This is a genomic window from Kitasatospora sp. NPDC093806 (assembly GCF_040683335.1).
Lineage (GTDB): Bacteria > Actinomycetota > Actinomycetes > Streptomycetales > Streptomycetaceae > Kitasatospora.
In genome coordinates this window covers 1-22,491 of record NZ_JBFBDO010000038.1, presented here as the reverse complement: position 1 = coordinate 22,491, position 22,491 = coordinate 1, and the positions used below count along the sequence as shown (strand labels likewise).

17 protein-coding genes are annotated in these 22,491 nt (G+C 73.5%); 8 read left to right on the top strand and 9 right to left on the bottom strand.

What is annotated here, in order from left to right; genetic code table 11:
- Positions 1-2: 2 nt before the first annotated feature.
- The 4 genes from AB0N76_RS19645 to AB0N76_RS19630 form a co-directional block, all read right to left on the bottom strand.
- The gene (locus AB0N76_RS19645) at positions 3-2,297 is read right to left on the bottom strand and encodes a glycoside hydrolase family 18 chitinase (RefSeq protein ID WP_363558746.1); all 2,295 of its coding nucleotides are present in this window, start codon (positions 2,295-2,297) and stop codon (positions 3-5) included.
- A 257-nt stretch (positions 2,298-2,554) separates the two neighbouring features.
- Complete coding sequence (locus AB0N76_RS19640; RefSeq protein ID WP_363558745.1) at positions 2,555-4,201, bottom strand: hypothetical protein; 1,647 nt, start codon at positions 4,199-4,201, stop codon at positions 2,555-2,557.
- 127 nt (positions 4,202-4,328) lie between these two features.
- A complete protein-coding gene (locus AB0N76_RS19635; protein WP_363558744.1) occupies positions 4,329-5,264 on the bottom strand; it encodes a TetR/AcrR family transcriptional regulator in 936 nt (311 codons plus the stop codon).
- An 85-nt stretch (positions 5,265-5,349) separates the two neighbouring features.
- On the bottom strand, positions 5,350-5,850 hold the full coding sequence (locus tag AB0N76_RS19630; RefSeq protein ID WP_363558743.1) for an NUDIX domain-containing protein: 501 nt from the start codon (positions 5,848-5,850) through the stop codon (positions 5,350-5,352).
- A gap of 61 nt (positions 5,851-5,911) precedes the next feature.
- On the opposite strand from AB0N76_RS19630, the gene AB0N76_RS19625 reads away from it, so the two are divergent.
- A complete protein-coding gene (locus AB0N76_RS19625; protein ID WP_363558742.1) occupies positions 5,912-7,132 on the top strand; it encodes a serine hydrolase domain-containing protein in 1,221 nt (406 codons plus the stop codon).
- 14 nt (positions 7,133-7,146) lie between these two features.
- Here AB0N76_RS19625 and AB0N76_RS19620 read toward each other — a convergent pair whose 3' ends face one another.
- The 3 genes from AB0N76_RS19620 to AB0N76_RS19610 form a co-directional block, all read right to left on the bottom strand.
- Entirely contained in the window at positions 7,147-7,470 is a 324-nt protein-coding gene (locus tag AB0N76_RS19620; protein WP_363558741.1) for a nuclear transport factor 2 family protein, read from the bottom strand.
- A 241-nt stretch (positions 7,471-7,711) separates the two neighbouring features.
- Positions 7,712-9,235 (bottom strand): aldehyde dehydrogenase family protein, encoded by a 1,524-nt coding sequence (locus tag AB0N76_RS19615; protein WP_363558740.1) that lies wholly within the window; start codon positions 9,233-9,235, stop codon positions 7,712-7,714.
- 297 nt (positions 9,236-9,532) lie between these two features.
- Complete coding sequence (locus AB0N76_RS19610) at positions 9,533-10,480, bottom strand: terpene synthase family protein (RefSeq protein WP_363558739.1); 948 nt, start codon at positions 10,478-10,480, stop codon at positions 9,533-9,535.
- A gap of 297 nt (positions 10,481-10,777) precedes the next feature.
- Here AB0N76_RS19610 and AB0N76_RS19605 point away from each other — a divergent pair, with 297 nt between their 5' ends.
- From AB0N76_RS19605 to AB0N76_RS19575, 7 genes are all read left to right on the top strand, one after another.
- Positions 10,778-13,861 carry an AAA family ATPase gene (locus AB0N76_RS19605; protein ID WP_363558738.1) on the top strand — a complete coding sequence of 1,028 codons (3,084 nt, stop codon included), beginning with the start codon at positions 10,778-10,780 and terminating at the stop codon, positions 13,859-13,861.
- Between the two features lie 161 nt (positions 13,862-14,022).
- A complete protein-coding gene (locus AB0N76_RS19600) occupies positions 14,023-15,108 on the top strand; it encodes an aldose epimerase family protein (RefSeq protein WP_363558737.1) in 1,086 nt (361 codons plus the stop codon).
- A 354-nt stretch (positions 15,109-15,462) separates the two neighbouring features.
- The gene (locus AB0N76_RS19595) at positions 15,463-16,740 is read left to right on the top strand and encodes an extracellular solute-binding protein (protein ID WP_363558736.1); all 1,278 of its coding nucleotides are present in this window, start codon (positions 15,463-15,465) and stop codon (positions 16,738-16,740) included.
- A 112-nt stretch (positions 16,741-16,852) separates the two neighbouring features.
- Complete coding sequence (locus AB0N76_RS19590) at positions 16,853-17,857, top strand: sugar ABC transporter permease (RefSeq protein WP_363558735.1); 1,005 nt, start codon at positions 16,853-16,855, stop codon at positions 17,855-17,857.
- A 36-nt stretch (positions 17,858-17,893) separates the two neighbouring features.
- Positions 17,894-18,805, top strand: a complete 912-nt coding sequence (locus tag AB0N76_RS19585; RefSeq protein WP_363558734.1) for a carbohydrate ABC transporter permease — start codon at positions 17,894-17,896, stop codon at positions 18,803-18,805.
- 56 nt (positions 18,806-18,861) lie between these two features.
- A complete protein-coding gene (locus AB0N76_RS19580) occupies positions 18,862-20,568 on the top strand; it encodes a glycoside hydrolase family 13 protein (RefSeq protein ID WP_363558733.1) in 1,707 nt (568 codons plus the stop codon).
- Positions 20,569-20,593: 25 nt separating this feature from the next.
- Entirely contained in the window at positions 20,594-21,613 is a 1,020-nt protein-coding gene (locus tag AB0N76_RS19575; protein ID WP_363558732.1) for a LacI family DNA-binding transcriptional regulator, read from the top strand.
- A gap of 69 nt (positions 21,614-21,682) precedes the next feature.
- Here the strand turns inward: AB0N76_RS19575 and AB0N76_RS19570 are convergent, their stop codons facing one another.
- Together AB0N76_RS19570 and AB0N76_RS19565 are read right to left on the bottom strand one after the other, a co-directional pair.
- Positions 21,683-21,883 carry a hypothetical protein gene (locus tag AB0N76_RS19570; RefSeq protein WP_363558778.1) on the bottom strand — a complete coding sequence of 67 codons (201 nt, stop codon included), beginning with the start codon at positions 21,881-21,883 and terminating at the stop codon, positions 21,683-21,685.
- A gap of 159 nt (positions 21,884-22,042) precedes the next feature.
- Positions 22,043-22,491, bottom strand: a 449-nt coding sequence (locus AB0N76_RS19565; RefSeq protein WP_363558731.1) for a C40 family peptidase, incomplete at its 5' end; no start/stop codon positions are given.

Here is a 22,491-nt window from a genome sequence, read left to right as displayed (position 1 = left end):
CGTTACTTCAGGCCGTTGTCCACGGCGGCCATCAGCTCACCGTTGGCGGTGTCGCCGTCGAAGGCCCAGATCATCGCGCCGGCCAGCCCCTGGGACTTGATCCAGGCGGTCTTGCGGGCGATCTCGGTCGGGTCGTCGTAGGTGTAGAAGACGGTCCCGTTGTAGATGTAGGAGTGGCCGGCCACCGGGTCGCGGTAGATGGTGTAACCGCCGCTGGTGGCCATCTCCTTGAGCTTGCGGTAGTCCTCGAACCCGGCCTCGTAGGTGCCGGGGCCGGGGCCCGTCGCGGTCTGGAAGAGGCCGTTGGTGGTGCCGCGCGGCACGCCCGTCCAGCCGCGTCCGTAGAACGGGATGCCCAGCGTGAGCTTGCTCTTCGGGGCGCCGCCGGTGACGTACGCGCCGATCGCGATCTCGGAGCTGAACTGCCGGGCGGGCGGGTTCGGGTCGCCGGCCGCGACCTTGATGCCGGACTGCTGGTTGGTGACCATCTCCCAGCCGCCGTGGTAGTCGTAGCCCTGGATGGTGGCGAAGTCGAAGGCGCCGAACAGGCCGGGGATGTCGATGCCGGCGGCGATCTTCGCCGGGTCGGCCGGGAGGAAGGCGCTCAGCGTGTAGTGCTTGGCGGTGGTGGCGCCGAGCGCGTCCAGCTGGCGGCGGAACTCCTGGGCCAGCAGGGTGTAGTTGGCCTTGTCGGCGGGCCGGAAGATGTTCCCGGTGTGCCCGTCCGAGTTCGGCCACTCCCAGTCGAGGTCGATGCCGTCGAAGATGCCGGCCGCGCTGCCCGGGCCGCCGCGGCCGTCGATCACCGGCAGGTTGCCCTTGATGTACATGTCGATGCAGGAGCTGACCAGCGCCTTGCGGGAGGCGTCGGTGGCCGCCGCGTCGGAGAACCACTTGCTGTAGGACCAACCGCCCAGCGAGATCTGGATCTTGAGGTTGGGGTACTTGGCCTTGAGCTGCTTCAGCTGGTTGAAGTTGCCGGCCAGCTTCTGGTCCCAGGTGTCGGTGGTGCCGGCCACCGAGCTGCCCGCGTCCCAGCCCTTGCCGAAGTCGGCCCAGGCGTCACCGGCGCCGTCACCGGCGTTCGGGTCGTTGTCCGGCCCGGCCGCCTTGTTGGTGATGAAGCACTGCTTGGTGGACGGGTGGATGTTGGCGAAGGCGTAGTTGAGCGTGGTGAGCCGGCCGGCCGAGCCGGAGGTGTCCAGCTTCTTCACGCTGTAGCCGCGGGCGTAGATGGACCACTGGGTGAAGTAGCCGATCTTCATCGTCGCGGGGGTGCTGCCGCCCGGCTTGGTCTTGCCGGTCACCGGGCCGGAGACCGGGGAGACGTTGCCGGCCGCGTCCCGGGCCTTGACGGTGAAGGTGTACGAGGTGTCCGGCGCCAGGCTGCCGACGGTGGCGGACGGGGTGGTGACGGTCGCGGCGAGCGCGCTGCCGCTGTAGACGTCGTAGGCGGTGACGCCGACGTTGTCGGTGCTGGCTGCCCAGCTCAGCGAGATCGAGTTGGCGTCGGAGCCGGTCACGGTGGGCGTGCCCGGGGTGGTCGGCGCCTCCTTGTCCTCCACCGGGGGCTTGGTGGTGACGCTGACCGGGCCGGCCGCCGCCGAGCGGTTGCCCGCCGCGTCGAAGGCCTGGACGGTGAACTGGTAGGCGGTGCCGGCGGTCAGGCCCTGCACGGTCGCGGCGGTGGTGGCGCCGTCGGTGGTGGCGACCTTGGTGGTGCCCTGGAAGACGTCGTAGCCGGTGACGGCCACGTTGTCGGTGCTCGCCGTCCAGGACAGGTCGACCGAGGTCTGGGTGACGGTGCCGGCCTGCAGGTTGCCGGGGACGGTCGGCGCGGTCTGGTCCCCGCCGTTGCCGTCGCACGGCTGGCCGTTCAGCTTGCAGTTCTTCAGCGGCTGGTAGGCGCCCGAGTAGGCGATGTTGAAGCCGACGTTGTAGGTGCCGCCGGCCGGCAGGGTGGCGGCCCAGCCGGGGTTCTTCACCGTGACGTGGGAGGCCGAGGTGGTGTACGTCGCGTTCCAGAGGCCGGCGACGGTGTTGCCGGTGGGCAGGTCGAACTCCAGCGTCCAGCCGTTGACCGGCGCGGTGGAGCCGTTGGTGATGGTGTAGCCGCCGTCGTAGCCGCTGCCCCAGTCGCTGCCCTTGGTGAAGGTCGCGGTGACCGATCCGGCGGCGGCCTCGGCGGCGCGTTCGGCCGCGGCGTTGGCCAGGGAGGCGGGGAGGGCTGCGGCGAGCAGCGGGACGAGCAGGGTCCCGGCTGCCAGCAGCGGCAGGCTGATCCGACGTCTGCGCATGGGTGTGGCTCCTGTCCTGGGGTCCCGGGGCAGGCCCGGACGCCCCGTTACCCGTGGGGAGGTGTCAGGTGCGTGGAGCGGTGTGCTCCGGGCCATGGGGGCGGCGCGGAACCGGAGACCTCGGGCCGTCGGGGTGCCACGGAGGATCCTGTGCCGAGGGTAGGGAGCGGGACCGGCAACTGGCAATAGGTCTGTACCAGTTGCCGGTCGTGGACATGGCGGATGCGCAGGTGGGCGATGTCGTTCCGGAAAACGGATCAGCCGAACGGGCTGTGCTCCGGGGCGGTGGCGGGCGGCGGCGGGGCCGGGGCCTCGGCGGTGGGCGGGGTGCCGAGGATGCCGAACGGGTCGAAGTCCGGCGGCGGGACGTTCACCGGCGTGCCCTTGGGACGGCGCTCCGGCTCGTCCTCCGGCGCGGCTGCGGCCGGGGCGGCGGCCGGGACGGGGGCGGCGACGGGCTCCGGGACGTCCTCGGGGACCAGGATCGGCTGGGCCGGGGTCGGGTCCGCGACCGGCGCGAAGGGGTTGAAGTCGGCCGGCGGGATCCGGACCGGCGTCCCGCGCAGATGGACCGGCAGCGGCGTGGCCTCGTCGGGCCCGGCCGCCACCGGCGGGACTGCCTCGACCGGGGCCTCGGCCGGGGGCACGGCCGGGGCCGGCGGAAGGACGGCTTCGGCGGCCGGGGTCGGGGCCGGGACGGCGGCCGAGGCGGCCGTGACCGGGGTGCCCGGCACGCCGTCCCAGCCGAACTGCACGCTCTTCAGCAGCTCGGCGAACACGTCCGCGTACAGCTCCCAGTCCTGCGGCTGGGCGGTGGTCAGCTGCGCGCACAGCACCGAGACGCCGTCCGGCAGCGGGACGAACGCCTCCACCACCGAGGTGACCGACCAGCGGCGCGCCCCGTCGGCGGCCAGCGGGCCGGGCACCGGGACGCTGCGGCCCTCGACCAGGACGGCGGCCGGCCCGGCGGGCAGCAGCACCGTCCAGACCTCGGCGTGCCGGCGGACGGTGGCCAGTTCGGTGGCGAGGCCGGTGATCGGCAGCGGGTGGCGGGCGAGCGAGACGACCAGGGTGGCGTCGGCGGGCCGGCCGTCCACCCGGAGGGCGCTGACGCCGGCGTAGACGGCGCCCGCGGCGGTGACCGCGTCCGCCAGGGCGGCGGCGACCACCGCGAAGTCGCGGCGCTCGGCCGGGCCGGCGCCGCTGAACAGCTCCTCGGCGGTCTCCGCCAGGTGCGCGGCCAGCTCGGCGGCGGCCGCGCCGGTGGCGGGGGCGACGCCCCGGCCGGCCGGGATGCCGTCGACCGGGCCGGTGGGCACCGTCCGGGCGGAGACCCCGGGCGGGCCGCCCGGCGAGGTGAGCGCGTGGAAGCCCGGCGGGACGACCAGCCGGACCTCGGCGCCCGCGCCGGTGGCCAGCTCGACCGGCTGCCGGGTCTGCTGACCGGCGGCCAGCGCGGCCAGCGGCGCGGCGAACGGCGGGCGGAGCTTGGGGTCGGCGGGCTCGCCGGTCACCGGGAGCCCGAAGCCGGCGGCGCTGAGCGCCTCGGGGGAGTCGGCCGGCGCGCCGCGGACGGGGCCGTCGGCGCCGTAGCGGGCCAGCAGCGCGCCGGTCACCAGTGGGGCGAGCTCGGCGCCGCTGCCGGGGCGGGCGGTGCCGGCGGTGACCACCGTGCCGAGCCGGTCGACGGCGGTGTGCACCGGGCCGTTGGGCGCCAGCGGCAGCTGGAACAGGGCCTCGGCGGCCGGGTGCGCGGTGGCCCGCAGGGCGGTCAGCGCGGCCGCGGGGTGGCGCGAGGTGCGGGCGTCGAAGAGGGCGTCGGTGAGGCTCCCGAGCGTCGCGGAGATCCGCTCGGCGGCCGCGAAGGGGTTGGCCTCCGCCGTGAACTGGCCGTCCTGGGTCAACTGTTGAGCCCCCCGCTCTGTTCGGTGTGCGTTCGCTGGTCCGGGGATCCGGGCCCGGGGGTGACCGGCGGGCCGTCAGATCCGTGCACATTCCTATCAGAGGCCGCCGACGTGGCAGAACCGGCCGTCAGTCGGCGGCGGGTCGGGTGGCGGGTCCGGTGGTGGCCTCGTCGACGGGCTCGTCGGCGCGCTCGGTGGCAGGTTCGGTGGCAGGTTCGTCGGCGGGTTCGACGGCCAGCGCGGTGACCGCCTCGGCCAGACCCGGGACCGTCAGCAGACCGGCCAGGTCGCGGACCAGCCGCCCGGTCGGGCCGTCCGGGCGCTCGTCGGCGAAGAAGCCGGCCAGCTCGGCGGCCAGCGCGGGCTCGCGGGCGGCGGTCAGCGTCAGCGCCGCGACGAACTCCTGCACCAGGTGCAGCTGCAGCTCCTCCAGCGGCACCGAGCGGTCGGCCAGCCACTCCAGCGAGGTGATCTCGGCGTTGGCGATCCAGGCTCGCACGGCGAGCCGCAGCGCCGGGCTGGGCGCGGGGAGCGCCAGGTGGCTGAGGATCTGCTCGTGCGCGGCCTGCCGGACCTCGTCGATCACCGCCGAGGTGTGGGTACTGGCCGCGACCGACCCGCCGCGCAGCAGCGCCGCGAAACCCGGGCCGTGGCTCTGTACGAAGTCCAGGTAACGGCCCATCACCCGGTACAGCCGCTCGGAGAGCGCGCCCTCGGCCGGCTCCTCGAAGCGGCCGGCCAGCTCCCGGCCGGCCCGGCGCAGCGACTCCTCGTAGAGCGCCTGCTTGCCCGCGAAGTAGTGGTAGACCAGCGGCCGGGAGGCGCCGGCGGCGGCCGCGATGTCGTCGATCGACACCTCCTCCGGCGGGCGGCGGCTGAACAGCTCCAGCGCGACGGCGATCAGCTGCTCGCGCCGCTCGTCGACGCTGAGCCGCCGCCGCTGCGGCCGCTCGGGGCGTCCGGCCGAACCGGCGGGCCCGGCCGGACCGGTGGGCCCGGTGCGCTCCGGACGGTCGCTGTGCGCGGGCGCGGGGGAGGGAGCCGACGGCGTGCGGGATGCCATGCGCGCCACCCTATCCGCCGTCCCCGGCGGGCCGGGGGCCGCCTTGTGGATCAGGCCGGGCCGGGGTCGATCCACCGGCCGCGCCTCAGCGGTCCAGGTAGCGGCGGTAGGCCTCCAGGCCGTCCGGGACGAAGGTGTCGCGGGCGAGGCGGTCGGCCAGTTCGGCCGGGGTCAGCCAGGCGTGCCAGGCGACCTCGGACTCCTGCGGCGCCACCGGGCCGTCCCACTCGGCCTCGTGGATGTCGCAGAACCAGGCCAGGCCGTCGCCCCGGTAGAGGAAGCGGAACAGCGGGCGGGTGGCGATCCCGCTCACCCCCAGCTCCTCCTCGGCCTCCCGGACGGCGGCCTCCGCGTAGGTCTCGCCGGTGCCCACCACGCCGCCGACGAACATGTCGTGGGCGCCCGGGGCGAACAGCTTGGTGTCGGTGCGCCGGTGCACGAAGATCCGCCCGGCCGGATCGCGGACCAGGATGAAGACGCACCGGTGGATCAGCCCGTCCCGGTACACCTCCCCGCGCGGTGCGGTCCGGATCACCCGGTCGTGCTCGTCGACGACGTCCAGCAGCTCATCGGCAGGGTTGGTCATGACTGACAGGTTAGGGTTTCCGGGCGATTCACGGACGGACGATCGATGAGGACGGCGCGCGGTGGTGGAGATCTGGGGCGAGACGGCCGAGGGCTTCGAGCCGGTGCGGGCGGCGTTCGCGCGCAACTTCCGCGAGTACGGCGAGCTCGGGGCCGCGTTCGCGCTGTACGTGCGCGGCCGCAAGGTGGTCGACCTGTGGGGCGGTGACGCCCGGCCCGAGGTCGGCGGCCGGCCCGCCCCGGCCGTGCCGTGGACGGCGGACACCGCGCAGGTGCTGCGCTCGGTGACCAAGGGCCTGACGGCGACCACCGCGCTGCTGCTGGCCGAGCGCGGACAGCTGGACCTGGACGCCCCGGTGGCCGGGTACTGGCCGGAGTTCGCGGCGGCCGGCAAGGGCGGGGTGCCGGTGCGCTGGCTGCTCTCGCACCAGGCCGGGGTGCCGGCGCTGGACGTGCCGCTGCGTCTGGAGGACGTGCTCACCTGGGAGCGGGCGGCCGCCGCGGTGGCGGCGCAGCGGCCCGCCTGGGAGCCCGGCACCGCGCACGGCTACCACCCGTACACCTTCGGCTGGCTGGTCGGCGAGGTGGTGCGCCGGGTGAGCGGGCGGACCGTCGGCCAGTACTTCGCCGAGGAGATCGCCCGGCCGCTCGGCCTGGACCTGTGGATCGGGCTGCCGGCCGGCGCCGCGCCCCGGGTCGGCCGGCTGGTCGACCTGCCCGCGCCGGAGGCGGCCCGGACCGGGCCGAGCGGGCTGCGGCTGCGGCCCAAGCAGTCGGTCCGGGACGCCTACCAGGACCCGGCCTCGCTGACCGCCCGGGCGTTCGCCTCGGTGCGGCCCGGGGTGGACCTCAACGACCCGGCGGTGCAGGCCGCCGAGATCCCCGGCGCCGGCGGCATCGGCACCGCGCGTTCGGTGGCCCGGTTCTACGCGGCGCTGATCGGCGCGGCGGACCGGCACGGCGGCAGCGGCGGGACGCTGCCGCCGCTGCTCGGGCCCGAGCTGCTGGCGCGCGCGGTCGGGCCGGTGGTCAGCGGCCCGGACCGGGTGCTGATCGTCAACTCGACCTTCGGGCTGGGCTTCTTCCGGCACGGCCCGACCTCGCTGATGGCCTCGCCGGCCAGTTTCGGCCACCCGGGGCGGGGTGGCTCGCTGGGCTTCGCGGACCCGGAGCTCGGGATCGGCTTCGGCTACGTCACCAACGGGATGCAGCCCGGGGTCACCGGGGACGTCCGCTCCCGGACCCTGATCCGCGCGGTGCGGGAGTGCCTGGGCCTGTCCTAGCCGGTCGGGGACGGTCAGGCCTGGCCGGTCTCGAAGCGGCTGATCCGGCCGCCGTGGACGGTGAACCGCCAGGCGGTGCGCATCTCGCCCCAGGTGTCGTTGCGGAAGTCGGCGACCAGCGCCAGGCCGCCGTCGGACTCCTTCTGCACCTCCATGTGGCCGTTGGCGGTGAAGATCTCCTTGTCGATCCACTGCAGGAGGTCGCGGTCGGAGCCGTCGTCGGACATGGTCGCGTCCGGGGTGAGCAGGCTGAGGAAGGCCTGCCGGTCGCCCGCGTTGATCGCGGTGACGGCGGCGCGCACGGTCGGGTCGGACAGCTTGGCGGGGGCGATGGTCATCCGGGTCTCCCAGGAGTCGGCGTCGGAACGGGACTCCTGTTTAGGGCGTCGGCCGGGACTCGCCGGGCATGTCGGCGGCGCGTCGGAGACTTCGGGGGATTCATGTGCTTAGATCCCGATACGGGTGATTTGCCCCTCAAGGGTCCCCGACTGGGCCACGGGGAGTGGCGTACGGAGTGGGAAGTCGGCCGGCCCGACTTCCCACTCCGCGTTCCGGGGGGAATCGCCGGACGGAGCCCGGCTAGAACAGGCCCTGGCCGGTCTGCGAGTAGCTGACCAGCAGGTTCTTGGTCTGCTGGTAGTGCTCCAGGACGGCCTTGTGGTTCTCCCGGCCGATGCCCGAGTTCTTGTAGCCGCCGAACGCCGCGTGCGCGGGGTAGGTGTGGTACGAGTTGGTCCACACCCGGCCGGCCTGGATGGCGCGGCCCGCCCGGTAGGCGGTGGTGCCGTTGCGGGTCCAGACGCCGGCGCCGAGCCCGTACAGGGTGTCGTTGGCGAGCGCGATCGCGTCGTCGAAGTCCTCGAACCGGGTCACCGCGACGACCGGGCCGAAGATCTCCTCCTGGAAGATCCGCATCCCGTTGACGCCCTCGAACACGGTGGGCGTCACGTAGTAGCCGCCGGCCAGCGAGCCGCCGAGGTCGGCCCGGTCGCCGCCGGTCAGCACCTTGGCGCCCTCGGCCTGGCCGATCTCGACGTAGGAGAGGATCTTGCGCAGCTGCTCGTCGCTGATCTGCGCGCCGACCTGGGTCTCGGTGTCCAGCGGGTTGCCCTGGCGCAGCGCGCGCACCCGCTCCAGGCCGTCGGCGAGCAGCCGGTCGTAGATCGTGGACTCGATCAGCGTCCGGCTCGGACAGGTGCAGACCTCGCCCTGGTTGAGGGCGAACATCGCGAAGCCCTCCAGGGTCTTGTCGTAGAAGGCGTCGCGCTGGTCGGCGACGTCGGCGAAGAACAGGTTGGGGCTCTTGCCGCCGAGCTCCAGCGAGACCGGGATCAGGTTGCCGCTGGCGTACTGCGAGATCAGCCGGCCGGTGGTGGTCTCGCCGGTGAAGGCGATCTTCCGGATCCGGTCGCTGGACGCCAGCGGGCGGCCGGCCTCCAGGCCGTAGCCGTTGACCACGTTGAGCACACCCGGCGGCAGCAGGTCGGCGGTCAGCTCGACCAGCAGCAGGATGGAGGCCGGGGTCTGCTCAGCGGGCTTGAGCACCACCGCGTTGCCGGCCGCCAGGGCCGGGGCGAGCTTCCAGATCGCCATCAGGATCGGGAAGTTCCACGGGATGATCTGGCCGACCACGCCCAGCGGCTCGTGGAAGTGGTACGCGACGGTGTCCTCGTCCAGCTGGGAGAGGCCGCCCTCCTGGGCGCGCAGCGCGCCGGCGAAGTAGCGCAGGTGGTCGATGGCGAGCGGCAGGTCGGCGGCCAGCGTCTCGCGGACCGGCTTGCCGTTCTCCCAGCTCTCCGCGACGGCGAGCCGTTCGAGGTTCTCCTCCATCCGGTCGGCGATCCGCAGCAGGACCTGGGCGCGATCGGTGGGCGAGGTCCGGCCCCAGGCCGGGGCGGCGGCGTGGGCGGCGTCGAGCGCGGCCTCGATGTCCTCGGCGGTGCCGCGGGCGACCTCGGTGAACACCTCGCCGGTGACCGGGCTGGGGTTCTCGAAGTACTCGCCGAGGGCCGGTGGGGTCCACCGGCCGCCGATCCAGTGCTCGTAACGGGGGCGGTAGCTGACGATGGATCCGGGCTGGCCGGGGGGCTGGTAGACCGGCATGCTCTGGGTGCCTCCTCGCGCTGACGGGGCACCGCTCCGGCGCGCGGGCCGGGCGGCGCGCCGGGCCGCGAAGGGGGCGGCCCGGCGGAGGGTACGGACACTCACGCGGGTCGGGCGCGCCCGTCCCCGGGGCACCCGCCGGGCAGCACCCTAGCCGGGAACGGCCGGTTCGGCTACGGTCGGTGCGGCCTCCGTCGACGGAGGGTGGCGCGATCCGGCCGCCCTCGGGCCGGGCCGGTCGACGGGCCCTCCTGTCCCGCTCGCCCCGGTCCTGGGGGCGAGCGGGCGGGCCGTCGTTCAGGCCGACTGGTAGCGGCCGGTGCGGCGCTCCCAGGTCAGGTAGCCGGCCAGCCAGGTGAGCAGGCCGTCGGCGTAGCGCTGGGCCAGGATCCGCTCGACCCGGGCCAGGCCGAGCTCGCGGTACACGTCGGGGAGCCGCTCGTGCAGCTCGCGGCAGCGCTCGACCATCAGCTGTGCCTCCGTCATCACCACGGCGCAGGCCTCCTCGGCCGAGCAGTCCCGCTCCCGCCGCACGATCATCACCAGGTTGTTGACGTCGCCGCGCGGCGCCTCCAGCGGGAAGGACCGGACGTCGTTGGTGAGGGACGGGATGTCGGCGGCGAGCTGGCGGAGCTGGCGCAGCACCGGGTGGTGCAGCACGGCGGGCGGCACCTCGAAGTGCCCGAGCCGCTCGACCATGTCGAAGATGGTCTCCATCGCGGCGGTGCCGCGCCGCAGCACCAGGTAGCCGTCCCGGTCCGGCGGGCGGAGCGAGATCCGGCCGGCCGCCTCGGCGGGGTGACTGGCCAGGTACCACTCCCAGTTGTACGCGGCGCGCGCCTGCCAGCGGGCGGGCATGCCGCGGGCGCTGCGCTCCCAGAGGTCGGCGAAGGCGGTCTCGACGGCGGAGCCCTGGTCGGGGCGGGCGCCGTGCAGGACGGCGATCAGCCGGTCGCAGATCGGGGCGACCTCGGTGGGGCGGCGGCCGAGCGGCCCGTCGAACTGGTCGTCGAAGAGGAAGTAGAACCCCATCAGGTCCGCCGCGAGGGAGAGTTCGTCGGGGCCGGCGTCGGGGTAGCCGAGCGCGGCGAGGTCCACCACCTCCCAGTGCGCGTACGAGGGGTGGGTGGGGTCGGGGAGCAGCGGGTGGCGGGTCAGCCAGTCGCGGTGCAGTTCGGTGGCGTACGGCCCGTGGAGGCTGCGACGGTGCGGGAACGGAATCTGAAGTGAGGTGTCGTCAGACATCGGACTCCCGGGGCGACGGTCGGTGTGGGGGCGGTTGTGGTAGTGATGGTGGTGCGTGGGGGAGTTGGGGTGGTGCGGCGCTGCGGGGCGGCACTGGCATGGCAAGATCAACTTGGCATGCGGGGCGTAGAGTATCTGATGCAATGATCCGACGTTAGGGATATAGGGCAATTGCCCTTGGCAAGCCCTTCGAACCCTCGATCTCGGCCCCGGCCTGCGCGAATGGGCTCCACGAGGCCCTTCGCGGCGCTACCCTTCGCTCCACGAGCAGGGAACGGGCGAGGCGGAGGCGCGACGGTGACCGAGCGGGACAGGGATTTCCGAGCGGAGGCGACGCCCGGCGCGCGGGACACGGAAAGCGCCCCGAACCGGGTCAGGCTGCGCGACCGTGACGCCGAACTCCGCTCCGCCGAGGCCGCGGTGGACAAGCTCTGCCGCGAGTTCGCGGCCGGCGGCACCGAGATCGGCGAACTGCTCACCTTCTCCGGCCGGCCCGGCATCGGCAAGACCAGCCTGCTGCACGAGGTCCGCCGCGCCGCCAAACTGCGCCCGAACGCCACCGTGCTGTTCGCCCGCGGCGGCGAACGGCAGTTCAACGAGCCGTACCACGTGCTGCGCCAGCTCCTCCAGCCGGTGCTCGGCGGCCTGGACGCCGGCGAGTTCCGCCAGGTCATGGGCACCTGGGAGGAGGTCGTCGGCCCGGCGATGGGCCTCAAGCAGCCCAAGCAGGGCGCCCGCCGCCTCGACCCGCAGGGCGTCCGCGACGGCCTCGACTTCGTCCTCACCCAGCTCGCCCCGCGCCGCGCCCCGCTGGTGATGATCGTCGACGACCTGCACTGGGCCGACCTCGAATCCCTCGCCTGGCTGGCCCAGTTCGCCGTCCGGGCCCGCGAGCTGCCCGTCCTGCTCGTCCTCGCCTACCGGGACGACACCGCCGACTGGCCCGCCGAGTCGCAGGGCCACCACCGGGCCGTCGCCGGACTCGCCACCCGCCGGCACGAGTTGAGCCGCCTCTCGCTGGTCGCCGTCACCGACATCATCCGCGCTGAACTCGGCGACAAGGCCGAGGACGCCTTCTGCTACGAGTTCTGGAACGTCGTCAACGGCAACCCCTTCGAGGTCGTCGCCCTCCTCGACCAGGTCCGCGACCAGGAGCTGGACCCGGTCGAGGAGAACTCCCAGCAGCTGCGCGAACTCGCCGTCGACGCCACCGGGATGACCCTCAAGTCCTGGCTCGACCGGCTCGGCCCCGCCACCCTCCGGTTCGCCTGGGCCGCCGCGATGCTCGGCACCGACATCCGGCCCGACCTCGCCGCCCGGATCTCCACCCAGAGCGCCGAGGGCGCCCGCGAGTCCGTCAAGGAGCTGCGCAAGCAGCGGGTGCTCACCGCCACCCCGAACGGCAACCTCGAATTCGTCCACCCGCTGATCGCCAGCTCGATCTACAACACCATGCCGGAGGCCACCCGCACCGGCATGCACGGCGTGGCCGCCGCCGAGATCGAGAACGCCGGGCTCGGCCTGCTCGCCGCCTCCCGCCACCTGGTGGAGACCTTCGCGGGCGAGGGCGACGACCGCACCGTCCGCAAACTCCGCAAGGCCGCCTCCGAACACCTGCTGATCGGCGCGCCCGAGGCCGCCCAGCGCTGCCTGCACCGCGCCCTCGCCGAACCGCCGGACGACCAGGACCGCGCCGAGGTGCTGTACGAGCTCGGCTGCTCCGCCCTGCTCACCGACCCGGTCGCCACCGTCAACCAGCTGAAGCTCGCGCTCGACCCGGAGGAGGGACCGCTGCGCCCCTCGCTGCGGGTGGACGCCACCTTCCGGCTCTCCGAGGTGCTCGCGCACAGCGGCGAGCTGCGCCAGGCCGCGATCGTCTGCCAGGAGGAGGCCGAACAGACCTTCGGCGACCCGGCGGGCAGGCTCCGGCTGGAGGCCGCCTCGTTCATGTGGCACGCCTACCGCAAGTCCGAGGAGGACGGGCCGGCCCGCTCCGCCCGGCTCGGCGTGCTCTGCGACGGCCTGGCCGGGCGGGAGGCGGCCGACCGCGCGGTGCTGGCCCTGCGCGCCTGGGACCTCACCCTGCGCGGCGAGCCCTCCGCCGAGGTGCTGCGGCACGCCGACGACGTGCTGGACAACGGCCGGCTGCCCAAGGGGCTCGGCTGGACCGACAACACCTGGGGCTTCGAGCTGCCCGCCACGCTCGGCCTCTCCTACACCTACAACGACCGGATCGCCCAGGCCGAGCGGCTCTTCTCGGACGCCATCATCCAGTTCGAGGTGGCGGGCTGGAGCGGTGCCCACCGCGGCTTCGCCTACTTCCTGATGGGCCTGGCCCGGTTCCGGCGCGGCCTGCTCGCCGAGGCCGAGGACTTCCTGCGCCGCGCGCTGCGGCTCTCCGAGCGGATCGGCTCCAAGCTGCCGCTGGCCTGGGACGCGGTCGGCGTGCTGATCGACACCCTGATCGCCCGCGGCCGCAGCCAGGAGGCCTGGGAGCTCGCCATCGACTTCGGCTTCCACCCGCCGTACCACGCCACCGCGATGGTGCTGCCGGACGCCGCCTCGCTCTACGGCAAGCTGCTGCTCGCGGTCGGACGGCCCGCCGGCGCGGCCGCCGCGCTCACCGAGGCCGGCGCCCAGCTGGACGTCCGGGGCTGGCACAACACGGTCTGGGCGCCCTGGGCCGGACACCTGGCCATCGCGCTCGCGGTGGACGAGCCGGAGCGCGCCCGCGGGTACGCCCGGCGCTCGGTGGCCGACGCGGAACGGTTCGGCACCGCCTCGGCGATCGGCACCGCGCTGCGGCTGCACGCCCAGATCGAGGACGGCCAGCAGGCCGTCGAACTGCTGGAGCGGGCCGTCACGTACCTCGGCCAGTCGCCGGCCGGCTACGAGCACGCCGTCGCGCTGGTCGACCTCGGGGCCGCGCTGCGCCGGGTCGGGCGGCTGGAGGACGCCCAGGAGTACCTGTACCAGGGCATCGAACTGGCCCAGCACTGCGCCGCCGACGGCCTGGTCGACCGGGCCCGGCGCGAGCTGGCCAACTACGGACTGCGGCCGAACCGGCTCGGCGACGTGCGCGAGATGCTCAGCCAGCCCGAGTGGGACGTCGCCGCGCTGGCCGTGGAGGGTGCCTCGCCGCGGCGGATCGCCGAGCAGCTCGGCCTGGACCTCAACCTGGTCAACCGCCGGCTGGCCGCCGTCTACCGCAAGGCCGGCAGCGGCCCGGACGGTCTGGCCGCCGCGCTCGGCCTGTCGGGTCCACGGCGGGACGGCGCGGTGCCGGTGCAGCGGCCGGACGACGCCTGGGACGCCTACCGGGCCGGGGACGCCAACCGGGCCGGGGAGGCGTACCGGACCGGCGACGCGCCGGAGGCGTGACCCGCGCGCCCGGCGCGCGGCACGGAGGGTGAGGCGCACCGGCGGCGCGCGGGCGCTTCGCTGACGCCCCGCCACCTCCCGGCTGGCTAGGGTGTGCCTGACCCATTTCACGGCGGATCAGCGGGCGGCGTCAGGGTGCGGCCGCCGGTGAGGAGCAGGCCATGGCGACGCCCCCGGCGAACCGGCCGCAGGCGACCAGCGTGCGGCGCGAGCCCTTCGAGCCCGCGGGCGCGGGCGCCGCGATCGAGCGGTGGACGCTGCGGGCCGGACCGTACGAGGCGAGCGTGCTCACCCTCGGCGCCACCCTGCACACCCTGGTCGCCCCGGACCGCGACGGCCGCCCGGCCCAGCTGCTGCTCTCCACCGACCGGCTGGCCGAGATCCTCGGCCCGGCCCGGCACTACGGCCCGGTGGTCGGCCGGTACGCCAACCGGATCGACGGCAGCGCGGTCACCATCGACGGCGCGGAGCACCCACTCGCCCCGACCGGCGGCGGGCTCACCCTGCACGGCGGCCCGGACGGCTTCGCGCACCGGATGTGGGCGGCCGAGGAGCTACCGGACGGGGTCCGGCTGCGGCTGCACAGCCCGCACGGCGACCAGGGCTTCCCGGGCGCGCTGGACGTCACCGTCGACTACACCCTGGCGCCCTCCGGCGAGCTGGCGATCCGCTACCGCGCGGTGACCAGCGCCCCGACCGTGCTCAACCTCACCAACCACGCCTACTTCAACCTGGGCGGCGAGGGCTCCGGCGACGTCCTCGGCCACCTGCTCACGCTGGACGCCGACGGCTACACGCCCGCCGACGAGCGGCAGGTCCCGTACGGCCGGGTCGAGCCGGTGGCCGGCACGCCGTTCGACTTCACCACCGCCCGGCCGATCGGCAAGTCGGTGCACGACGAGCACCCGCAGCTGGCCGGGCCGGGCGGGTACGACCACAACTGGGCGCTGCGGCCCCGTCCGGCGGACGGCGCCCCGGGCCCGGCGGCGCGGCTGGAGGACCCGGTCAGCGGCCGGACCCTGGAGGTGCTGACCACCGAGCCGGGCATCCAGGTGTACACGGCGAACAAGTTCCAGGGCGCGGTCACCGGGGCGAGCGGCGTCCCGTACGGGCCGTTCGCCGGGATCGCGCTGGAGACCCAGCACTTCCCGGACTCCCCGCACCACCCGGCCTTCCCGAGCACCGAGCTGCGGCCGGGGGAGGAGTTCCGCTCGACGACCCTGCTGCGGCTGGGGAACGCCGGCTGACGGAAATGCCGGCTGTCGGGGGCGCGGCTGTCGGGGGGCGCTACTGACGGGGCGCTGCAAGGCGCTTTCACCACGGAGGGTGGCCCCGGCGGCCCAAGCCGACCGGGGCGAATCGGGCATAAGCCAGCAAATGACCGGCCTGTCAACTACCGTGCGGCAACGTGAAGGACACGCGGGCGTAACGATCGCCGTTTCTTGCAGAAACTTGCTGCAAGGGCTTTCCGTGACTGTTGCCCCGCTGTTAACTTCCTTCCGAGCCCGACGGCAGCAACGGTGCGGTCGGCGCGAGGCAAGGCAGCCATTATGCGCCTGTCTCCCACTATTTCGGGCACCCCCACCCTCCAAGGAGTTCTCATGCGGCGTGGCATCGCGGCCTCTGCCCTCGTTGTGGCCCTCGCGGTCTCGATGGCTGCCTGTGGCAGCAGCGGCTCCAGCTCGGACGGCAAGGCCGACGGGCCGGTCACCCTCACCTACTGGGACACGTCGAACGCCACCAACGAGGCGCCGAACTACCAGGAGCTCGTCAAGAAGTTCGAGGCCGCCAACCCGGGCGTCAAGGTCGACTTCGTCAACGTGCCCTTCGACCAGGCGCAGAACAAGCTCCAGACCGCCATGGGGGCCAAGGGCGCTCCGGACGTCTTCCGCTCCGAGGTCGGCTGGACCGCCGCCTTCGCCAAGGCCGGCTACCTGGAGCCGCTGAACGGCACCCCGGCCGCCGCCGACTCCGCCAAGTTCCAGCCCAGCCTGATCCAGCAGGCCACCTACGAGGGCAAGCTCTACGGCGTGCCGCTGGTCACCGACACCCTCGGCCTGCTGTACAACAAGGAGATCTTCGCCAAGGCCGGCATCACCGCCGCCCCCACCACCTGGGACGAGCTGAAGACCGCCGCCGCCACCGTCAAGGACAAGGCCGGCGTCGACGGCTTCTGGCTGAAGGCCGCCGACGGCTACTACGCGATGCCGTTCCTGTTCGGCGAGGGCACCGACACCGTCGACGCCAAGGGCAAGAAGGTCACCGTCGCCGGCCCCGAGGCCGTCAAGGGCATCGAGACCTACAAGACGATGTTCACCGCGCCCGGCACCGCCAAGGCCGACGTCACCACCGACGCCTACGCGCACATGATGGACGCCTTCAACAGCGGCAAGGTCGCGGCGATCGTCCAGGGCCCCTGGGAGATCACCAACATCTACAAGGGCTCCGCCTTCGCCGACAAGACCAACCTCGGCATCGCCCCCGTCCCGGGCGCCACCGCGGGCAAGGGCGGCGCCCCCACCGGCGGCCACAACATCTCCGTCTACGCCGGTGCCGACCAGGCCCACAAGGCCGCCGCCGAGAAGTTCGCCGCCTTCATGACCTCGGCCGAGAGCCAGGCCTTCATCGCGCAGAAGAACTCCACGCTGCCGACCCGCGACGACGCCTTCACCCCCGAGGTCAAGGCCGACCCGGGCATCGCCGGCTTCCAGGCGGTCCTGCCCAGCGCCAAGCCGCGCCCCGAACTGCCCGAGTACAGCTCGCTGTTCGCCTCGCTCGGCACCAACCTCGGCAAGATCGTCCAGGGCACCGCGACCCAGGACGGCCTGAACACCGTCGCCACCGACTACGCCAAGCTCCTCCCCGGCTTCGCCAAGTAGTCCCCCCTCCGCAGCCGTCCGGCCCGCCTCCCCCACGGCGGGCCGGACGGCCGGACCCGTAGCAGCAGTCGCCGAAGCGAGGCGGCGGACCTCCCCGAGAAGGTGTCGAACAATGTCAGTCGCCGTGCAGGGCGCCACCGGCCAGGGCAGCCGGGAGCGCGATCCGCGTCCGGGCCTGATGGAGCGCCTCAAGCGCTCGTACGCCAAGCACTGGTACGCCTACGCGATGATCGCGCCGGTCGTGCTGGTCCTCGGTGTCCTGGTGCTCTACCCGCTCGCCGAGGGCGTCTGGCTCACCCTCACCGACGCCAACAGCCTCAACGCCGCCCGCAAGATCGGCGTCAACGAGATCCCGGCCAGCTACAAGTTCGTCGGCCTCGACAACTACGCCGACATCCTCTGGGGCCCCGGCTCGTACGACCGCTTCTGGTCGCACTTCGTCTGGACCATCAGCTGGACGGTGCTCTGCGTCCTCCTGCACTACACCATCGGCCTCGGCCTCGCCCTGCTGCTCAACCAGAAGCTGCGCGGCCGCGCCGTCTACCGGATGCTGCTCATCCTGCCCTGGGCCGTGCCGACCTTCGTCACCGTCTTCTCCTGGCGGCTGATGCTCGCCGACGGCGGCGCCGTCAACGGCCTGCTCGCCGCCCTGCACCTGCCCGAACCCGGCTGGCTGGACGACCCGCTGGCGCAGAAGGCCGCCGCGGTCCTGGTCAACACCTGGGTCGGCGTGCCGTTCATGATGATCTCGCTGCTCGGCGGCCTCCAGTCGATCCCGGCCGAGCTGTACGAGGCCGCCGAGATGGACGGCGCCACCGCCTGGCAGCGGTTCCGCCACGTCACCCTGCCCGGGCTGCGCACCGTCTCCTCGACCGTGGTGCTGCTCGGCGTGATCTGGACCTTCAACCAGTTCGCCGTCATCTTCCTGCTGTTCGGCGGCAACGGCGCGCCCGACGCCCAGCTGCTGGTCACCTGGGCGTACCGGCTGGGCTTCGGCCAGCAGCCCCGGGACTACGCGCAGTCCGCCGCCTACGGCGTCATCCTGCTCTCCATCCTGATCGTCTTCACCGCCTTCTACCGCCGCTGGCTCGCCCGCAACGAGCGCGCGAACGGCTGACCCGGCGAACCCAGCGACCACGAAGGAGGCACCCCGATGAGCACCACCACCGACCGACCCACCCCCCTCGCCGCCCGCCCCGCGGCCCCCGCCGCCCGGCCGGCCAAGGTCCGCCGCCGCGGTGAGAGCAGCCCGCTCGGCAAGGCCCTCGCGCACGGCGCGCTGATCCTGGCCAGCCTGATCGCGCTGTTCCCGGTGGCCTGGATCCTGTACGTCTCGCTCGGACCGGACAAGACGGACTACCTGCACCCCGGCCAGATCCTCGACAAGATGACCCTGTCGAACTACCGCACGGTGCTGTTCGACACCGACTTCTTCAGCTGGTTCGGCAACGCCTTCCTGGTCTCCGGCGTCACCACCGTGTTCGGCGTGCTGATCGCCGCCTCCACCGGCTACGCCGTCTCCCGGATGCGCTTCCCCGGCCACAAGCCGCTGATGTGGTCGCTGCTGGTCACCCAGATGTTCCCGATCGCGGTGCTGATCGTGCCGATGTACACGATCCTGTCCGAGCTCGACCTGCTGGACAGCTACCTCGGCCTGATCCTGGTCTACTCGACCACCACCGTGCCGTACTGCGCCTGGCTGCTGAAGGGCTACTTCGACACCATCCCGGTGGAGATCGACGAGGCCGGCCGGGTCGACGGGCTCACCCCGTTCGGCACCTTCTGGCGGCTGGTGCTGCCGCTCGCCCGCCCCGGCCTGGCGGTCGCCGCGTTCTACTCCTTCCTCACCGCCTGGGCCGAGGTCGCCTTCGCCTCCACCTTCATGCTCAGCTCCGACAAGTACACGCTGGCCGTCGGCCTGCAGACCTTCGTCAGCGAGCACGACGCCCAGTGGAACCTGATGGCCGCGACCGCCGTGCTGATCGCGATCCCCTCCTCGGTCCTCTTCTACCTGGTGCAGCGCCACCTGGTGACCGGCCTGACCGCCGGGGCCTCCAAGTCCTGACCGTCGGCCCCTCCTCGCCCCGACCGCACCTCTCCTAGCCCCAAGGGATACCGTCCATGACCCAGAACCTGGCCGACACCTCCCGGCCCGCCGCCGACGCCACCGCTCACGAGGCCGGCGCCGGCGCGGACAGAGGCTGGTGGCGGGACGCGGTCATCTACCAGGTGTACCCGCGCAGCTTCGCCGACTCCAACGGCGACGGCATGGGCGACCTGCCCGGCATCCGCAGCCGCCTGCCCTACCTGCGCGACCTCGGCGTGGACGCCGTCTGGCTCTCGCCGTTCTACGCCTCCCCGCAGGCCGACGCCGGCTACGACGTCGCCGACTACCGCGCCGTCGACCCGATGTTCGGCACCCTGCTGGACGCCGACGCGCTCATCCGCGACGCCCACCAGCTCGGCCTGCGGATCATCGTCGACCTCGTCCCCAACCACTCCTCGGACCAGCACGAGTGGTTCAAGCGCGCCCTGCGCGAGGGCCCCGCCTCCCCGCTGCGCGACCGCTACCACTTCCGCCCCGGCAAGGGCGAGAACGGCGAACTGCCGCCCAACGACTGGGAGTCCATCTTCGGCGGCCCGGCCTGGACCCGCACCGAGAACCCGGACGGCACCCCCGGCGACTGGTACCTGCACCTGTTCGCCCCCGAGCAGCCCGACTTCAACTGGGAGAACCCGGCCGTCGCCGACGAGTTCCGCTCCATCCTGCGGTTCTGGCTCGACATGGGCGTCGACGGCTTCCGGATCGACGTCGCCCACGGCCTGGTCAAGGCCCCCGGCCTGCCCGACCTCGGCGGCTCCGACCAGCTCCGGCTGCTCGGCAACGACGTCATGCCGTTCTTCGACCAGGACGGCGTGCACGCGATCTACCGCAGCTGGCGCGAGATCCTCGACGAGTACCCCGGCCAGCGGATCGGCGTCGCCGAGGCCTGGACCCCCACCGTCCAGCGCACCGCCAACTACGTCCGCCCCGACGAGCTGCACCAGGCCTTCAACTTCCAGTACCTGGGCACCTCCTGGGACGCCGCCGAACTGCGCGCGGTGATCGACCTGTCGCTCGACTCGATGCGCCCGGTCGACGCCCCCACCACCTGGGTGCTGTCCAACCACGACGTCACCCGGCACGCCACCCGGTTCGCCAACGAGCCCGGCCTCGGCACCCAGATCCGCACCCCCGGCGACCGCGCGCTCGGCCTGCGCCGCGCCCGCGCCGCCACCCTGCTGATGCTCGCCCTGCCCGGCTCCGCCTACGTCTACCAGGGCGAGGAGCTCGGCCTCCCGGACGTCACCGACCTGCCGGACGAGGTCCGCCAGGACCCGTCCTTCTTCCGCCAGGCCGGCCAGGACGGCTACCGCGACGGCTGCCGCGTCCCGATCCCGTGGTCCGGCACCGAGGCCCCGTACGGCTTCGGCCCGGTCGCCGGCGGCCCCAGCTGGCTGCCGCAGCCCGCCGAGTGGGCCGCGCTCAGCGTCGAGGCGCAGACCGGCGACCCGACCTCCACCCTGGAGCTGTACCGCTCCGCGCTCGCCGTCCGCAAGGCCCGCCCCGAGCTCGGCGCCGGCACCGAGGTCGAGTGGCTGGACAGCCCCGAGGGCACCCTGGCGTTCCGCCGCGGCTCGTTCGTCTGCACCGTCAACGCCACCGGCGCCCCGGTCCGGATACCCGCGCCCGGCCGGCTGCTGCTCACCTCCGCCGCCGCCGACCCGGCGACCGACGGCGACGAGGTCGTGCTGGCCGCGGACAGCACCGACTGGTGGGCGGTCTGACGTGGTTGCAATAGGCTCTGGGACCGTGACTACGGCGCGACTCTCAGACATCGCGGCGCAGGCGGGGGTCAGCGAAGCCACCGTCTCCCGCGTGCTCAACGGCAAGGCGAACGTCTCGGCCGCCACCCGGCAGACCGTGCTGGCCGCCCTCGACGTGCTCGGCTACGAGCGGCCGACCCGGCTGCGCCAGCGCAGCGCCGGGCTGATCGGGCTGATCACCCCGGAGCTGAGCAACCCGATCTTCCCCGCGCTGGCTCAGGTGATCGAGCAGGCGCTGAGCCGGCACGGCTACACGCCGGTGCTCTGCACCCAGACGCCGGGCGGCTCCACCGAGGACGAACTGGTGGAGATGCTGGTCGACCGGGGCGTGGCGGGCATCGTCTTCGTCTCCGGGCTGCACGCCGACTCCACGGCCGACCACGACCGGTACGCCCGGCTGGCCGGCCGCGGGGTGCCGTTCGTGCTGATCAACGGCTACAGCGAGAAGATCGACGCGCCGTTTATCTCGCCGGACGACCGGGCCGCGATGTGGATGGCCGTCCAGCACCTGGCCGAACTCGGCCACGAGCGGATCGGGCTGGCCGTCGGGCAGCGCCGGTACGTGCCGGTGCTGCGCAAGATCGAGGGGTTCACCGCGGCCATGCGGGAGGTGCTCGGCCGGACCGCGGAGGAGGCCGGGGACCTCGTCCACCACACGCTGTTCAGCGTGGAGGGCGGGCACGCGGCGGCCGGGGCGCTGCTCGACAAGGGCTGCACGGCGATCGTCTGCGGCAGCGACATGATGGCGCTCGGCGCGATCCGGGCGGTCCGGCAGCGCGGGCTCGCGGTGCCGCAGGACGTCTCGGTGGTCGGCTTCGACGACTCGCCGCTGATCGCCTTCACCGAGCCGCCGCTGACCACCATCCGGCAGCCGGTGGAGGCGATGGCCACCGCGGCGGTCGACGCCCTGCTGGAGGAGGTCGGCGGGAACGCCGCGCAGCGCGGGGAGTTCATGTTCCAGCCCGAGCTGGTGATGCGCGGCTCCACCGGGGCCCGCGCCCGCTGAGAGCGGTACGACACGACGGCCGGGGCCGGGGAGCGGAGAGCTTCCCCGACCCCGGCCGTCGTGCTGTTCTCAGCCCTCCTGGGTGGTGGGGCGGTCCTGGGCGACCCGGTGGCCGTCGGCGGCGTCGCCGGTGCGGGTCTCGGTGCGCCGGCCCCGTTCCAGGTAGTCGCGGAGGATCAGTTCGACGGCGTCCTGCGGGCTCCTGGTGCCGGAGAGCATCATCGCGTCGATCGCGAGGTTGGCGTCGAGCGAGACGGTGACCTGGGCCATGGTGACTCCTCCTCGGGTGCAGAGCAGCAGCATGCCCGGCGCGGCTCGCATTGACCATGGTCCTCCGGGATCCGCCGGCGCACGGCGGCCGGACACGCCGCGGCCCCCGGGGGGAGAGCGACCAGACTCTCCCCCCGGGGGCCGCGGGCGTTCGGTGGGTCAGACCCGGCCGGCGAAGTCCGGGGCCCAGTTGGCGACGGTCTGGGTCCGCACGCCCGAGCTCGGGTTGGCGGCCTCGACGTACTTGCCGTCGCCGATGTAGAGCGCGACGTGGTAGACGCCCGAGTCCTGGCCGTTGTTGGACCAGAACAGCAGGTCGCCCGGCTTGAGGGCGTCCAGCGAGACGTGGGTGGAGGCGGCGGCCTGGTCGGCGGCGACGCGCGGCACGGAGACGCCCGCGGCGCGCAGCGCGGCCTGGGTCAGGCCGGAGCAGTCCCAGCCGCCGTTGCCGGTGCCGCCGTAGACGTAGGCCTGGCCGACCTTCGACTGGGCGAAGGAGACGGCGGCGGCCATGCTGCCGGTGGCGGCCGGGGCCGGCGCCGGGGTCTCGGCCTGGGCGGCGGGCTTGGCGGCCGGGTCTGACCCACCGAACGCCCGCGGCCCCCGGG

Excerpts from the sequence above, each read along its gene's own strand:
- AB0N76_RS19580 (WP_363558733.1), top strand. The coding sequence starts at position 18,862 with ATGACCCAGAACCTGGCCGACACCTCCCGGCCCGCCGCCGACGCCACC.
- AB0N76_RS19600 (WP_363558737.1), top strand. The coding sequence starts at position 14,023 with ATGGCGACGCCCCCGGCGAACCGGCCGCAGGCGACCAGCGTGCGGCGC.
- AB0N76_RS19615 (WP_363558740.1), bottom strand. The coding sequence starts at position 9,235 with ATGCCGGTCTACCAGCCCCCCGGCCAGCCCGGATCCATCGTCAGCTAC.
- AB0N76_RS19590 (WP_363558735.1), top strand. The coding sequence starts at position 16,853 with ATGTCAGTCGCCGTGCAGGGCGCCACCGGCCAGGGCAGCCGGGAGCGC.
- AB0N76_RS19620 (WP_363558741.1), bottom strand. The coding sequence starts at position 7,470 with ATGACCATCGCCCCCGCCAAGCTGTCCGACCCGACCGTGCGCGCCGCC.
- AB0N76_RS19595 (WP_363558736.1), top strand. The coding sequence starts at position 15,463 with ATGCGGCGTGGCATCGCGGCCTCTGCCCTCGTTGTGGCCCTCGCGGTC.
- AB0N76_RS19645 (WP_363558746.1), bottom strand. The coding sequence starts at position 2,297 with ATGCGCAGACGTCGGATCAGCCTGCCGCTGCTGGCAGCCGGGACCCTG.
- AB0N76_RS19585 (WP_363558734.1), top strand. The coding sequence starts at position 17,894 with ATGAGCACCACCACCGACCGACCCACCCCCCTCGCCGCCCGCCCCGCG.
- AB0N76_RS19610 (WP_363558739.1), bottom strand. The coding sequence starts at position 10,480 with ATGTCTGACGACACCTCACTTCAGATTCCGTTCCCGCACCGTCGCAGC.
- AB0N76_RS19630 (WP_363558743.1), bottom strand. The coding sequence starts at position 5,850 with ATGACCAACCCTGCCGATGAGCTGCTGGACGTCGTCGACGAGCACGAC.
- AB0N76_RS19570 (WP_363558778.1), bottom strand. The coding sequence starts at position 21,883 with ATGGCCCAGGTCACCGTCTCGCTCGACGCCAACCTCGCGATCGACGCG.
- AB0N76_RS19635 (WP_363558744.1), bottom strand. The coding sequence starts at position 5,264 with ATGGCATCCCGCACGCCGTCGGCTCCCTCCCCCGCGCCCGCGCACAGC.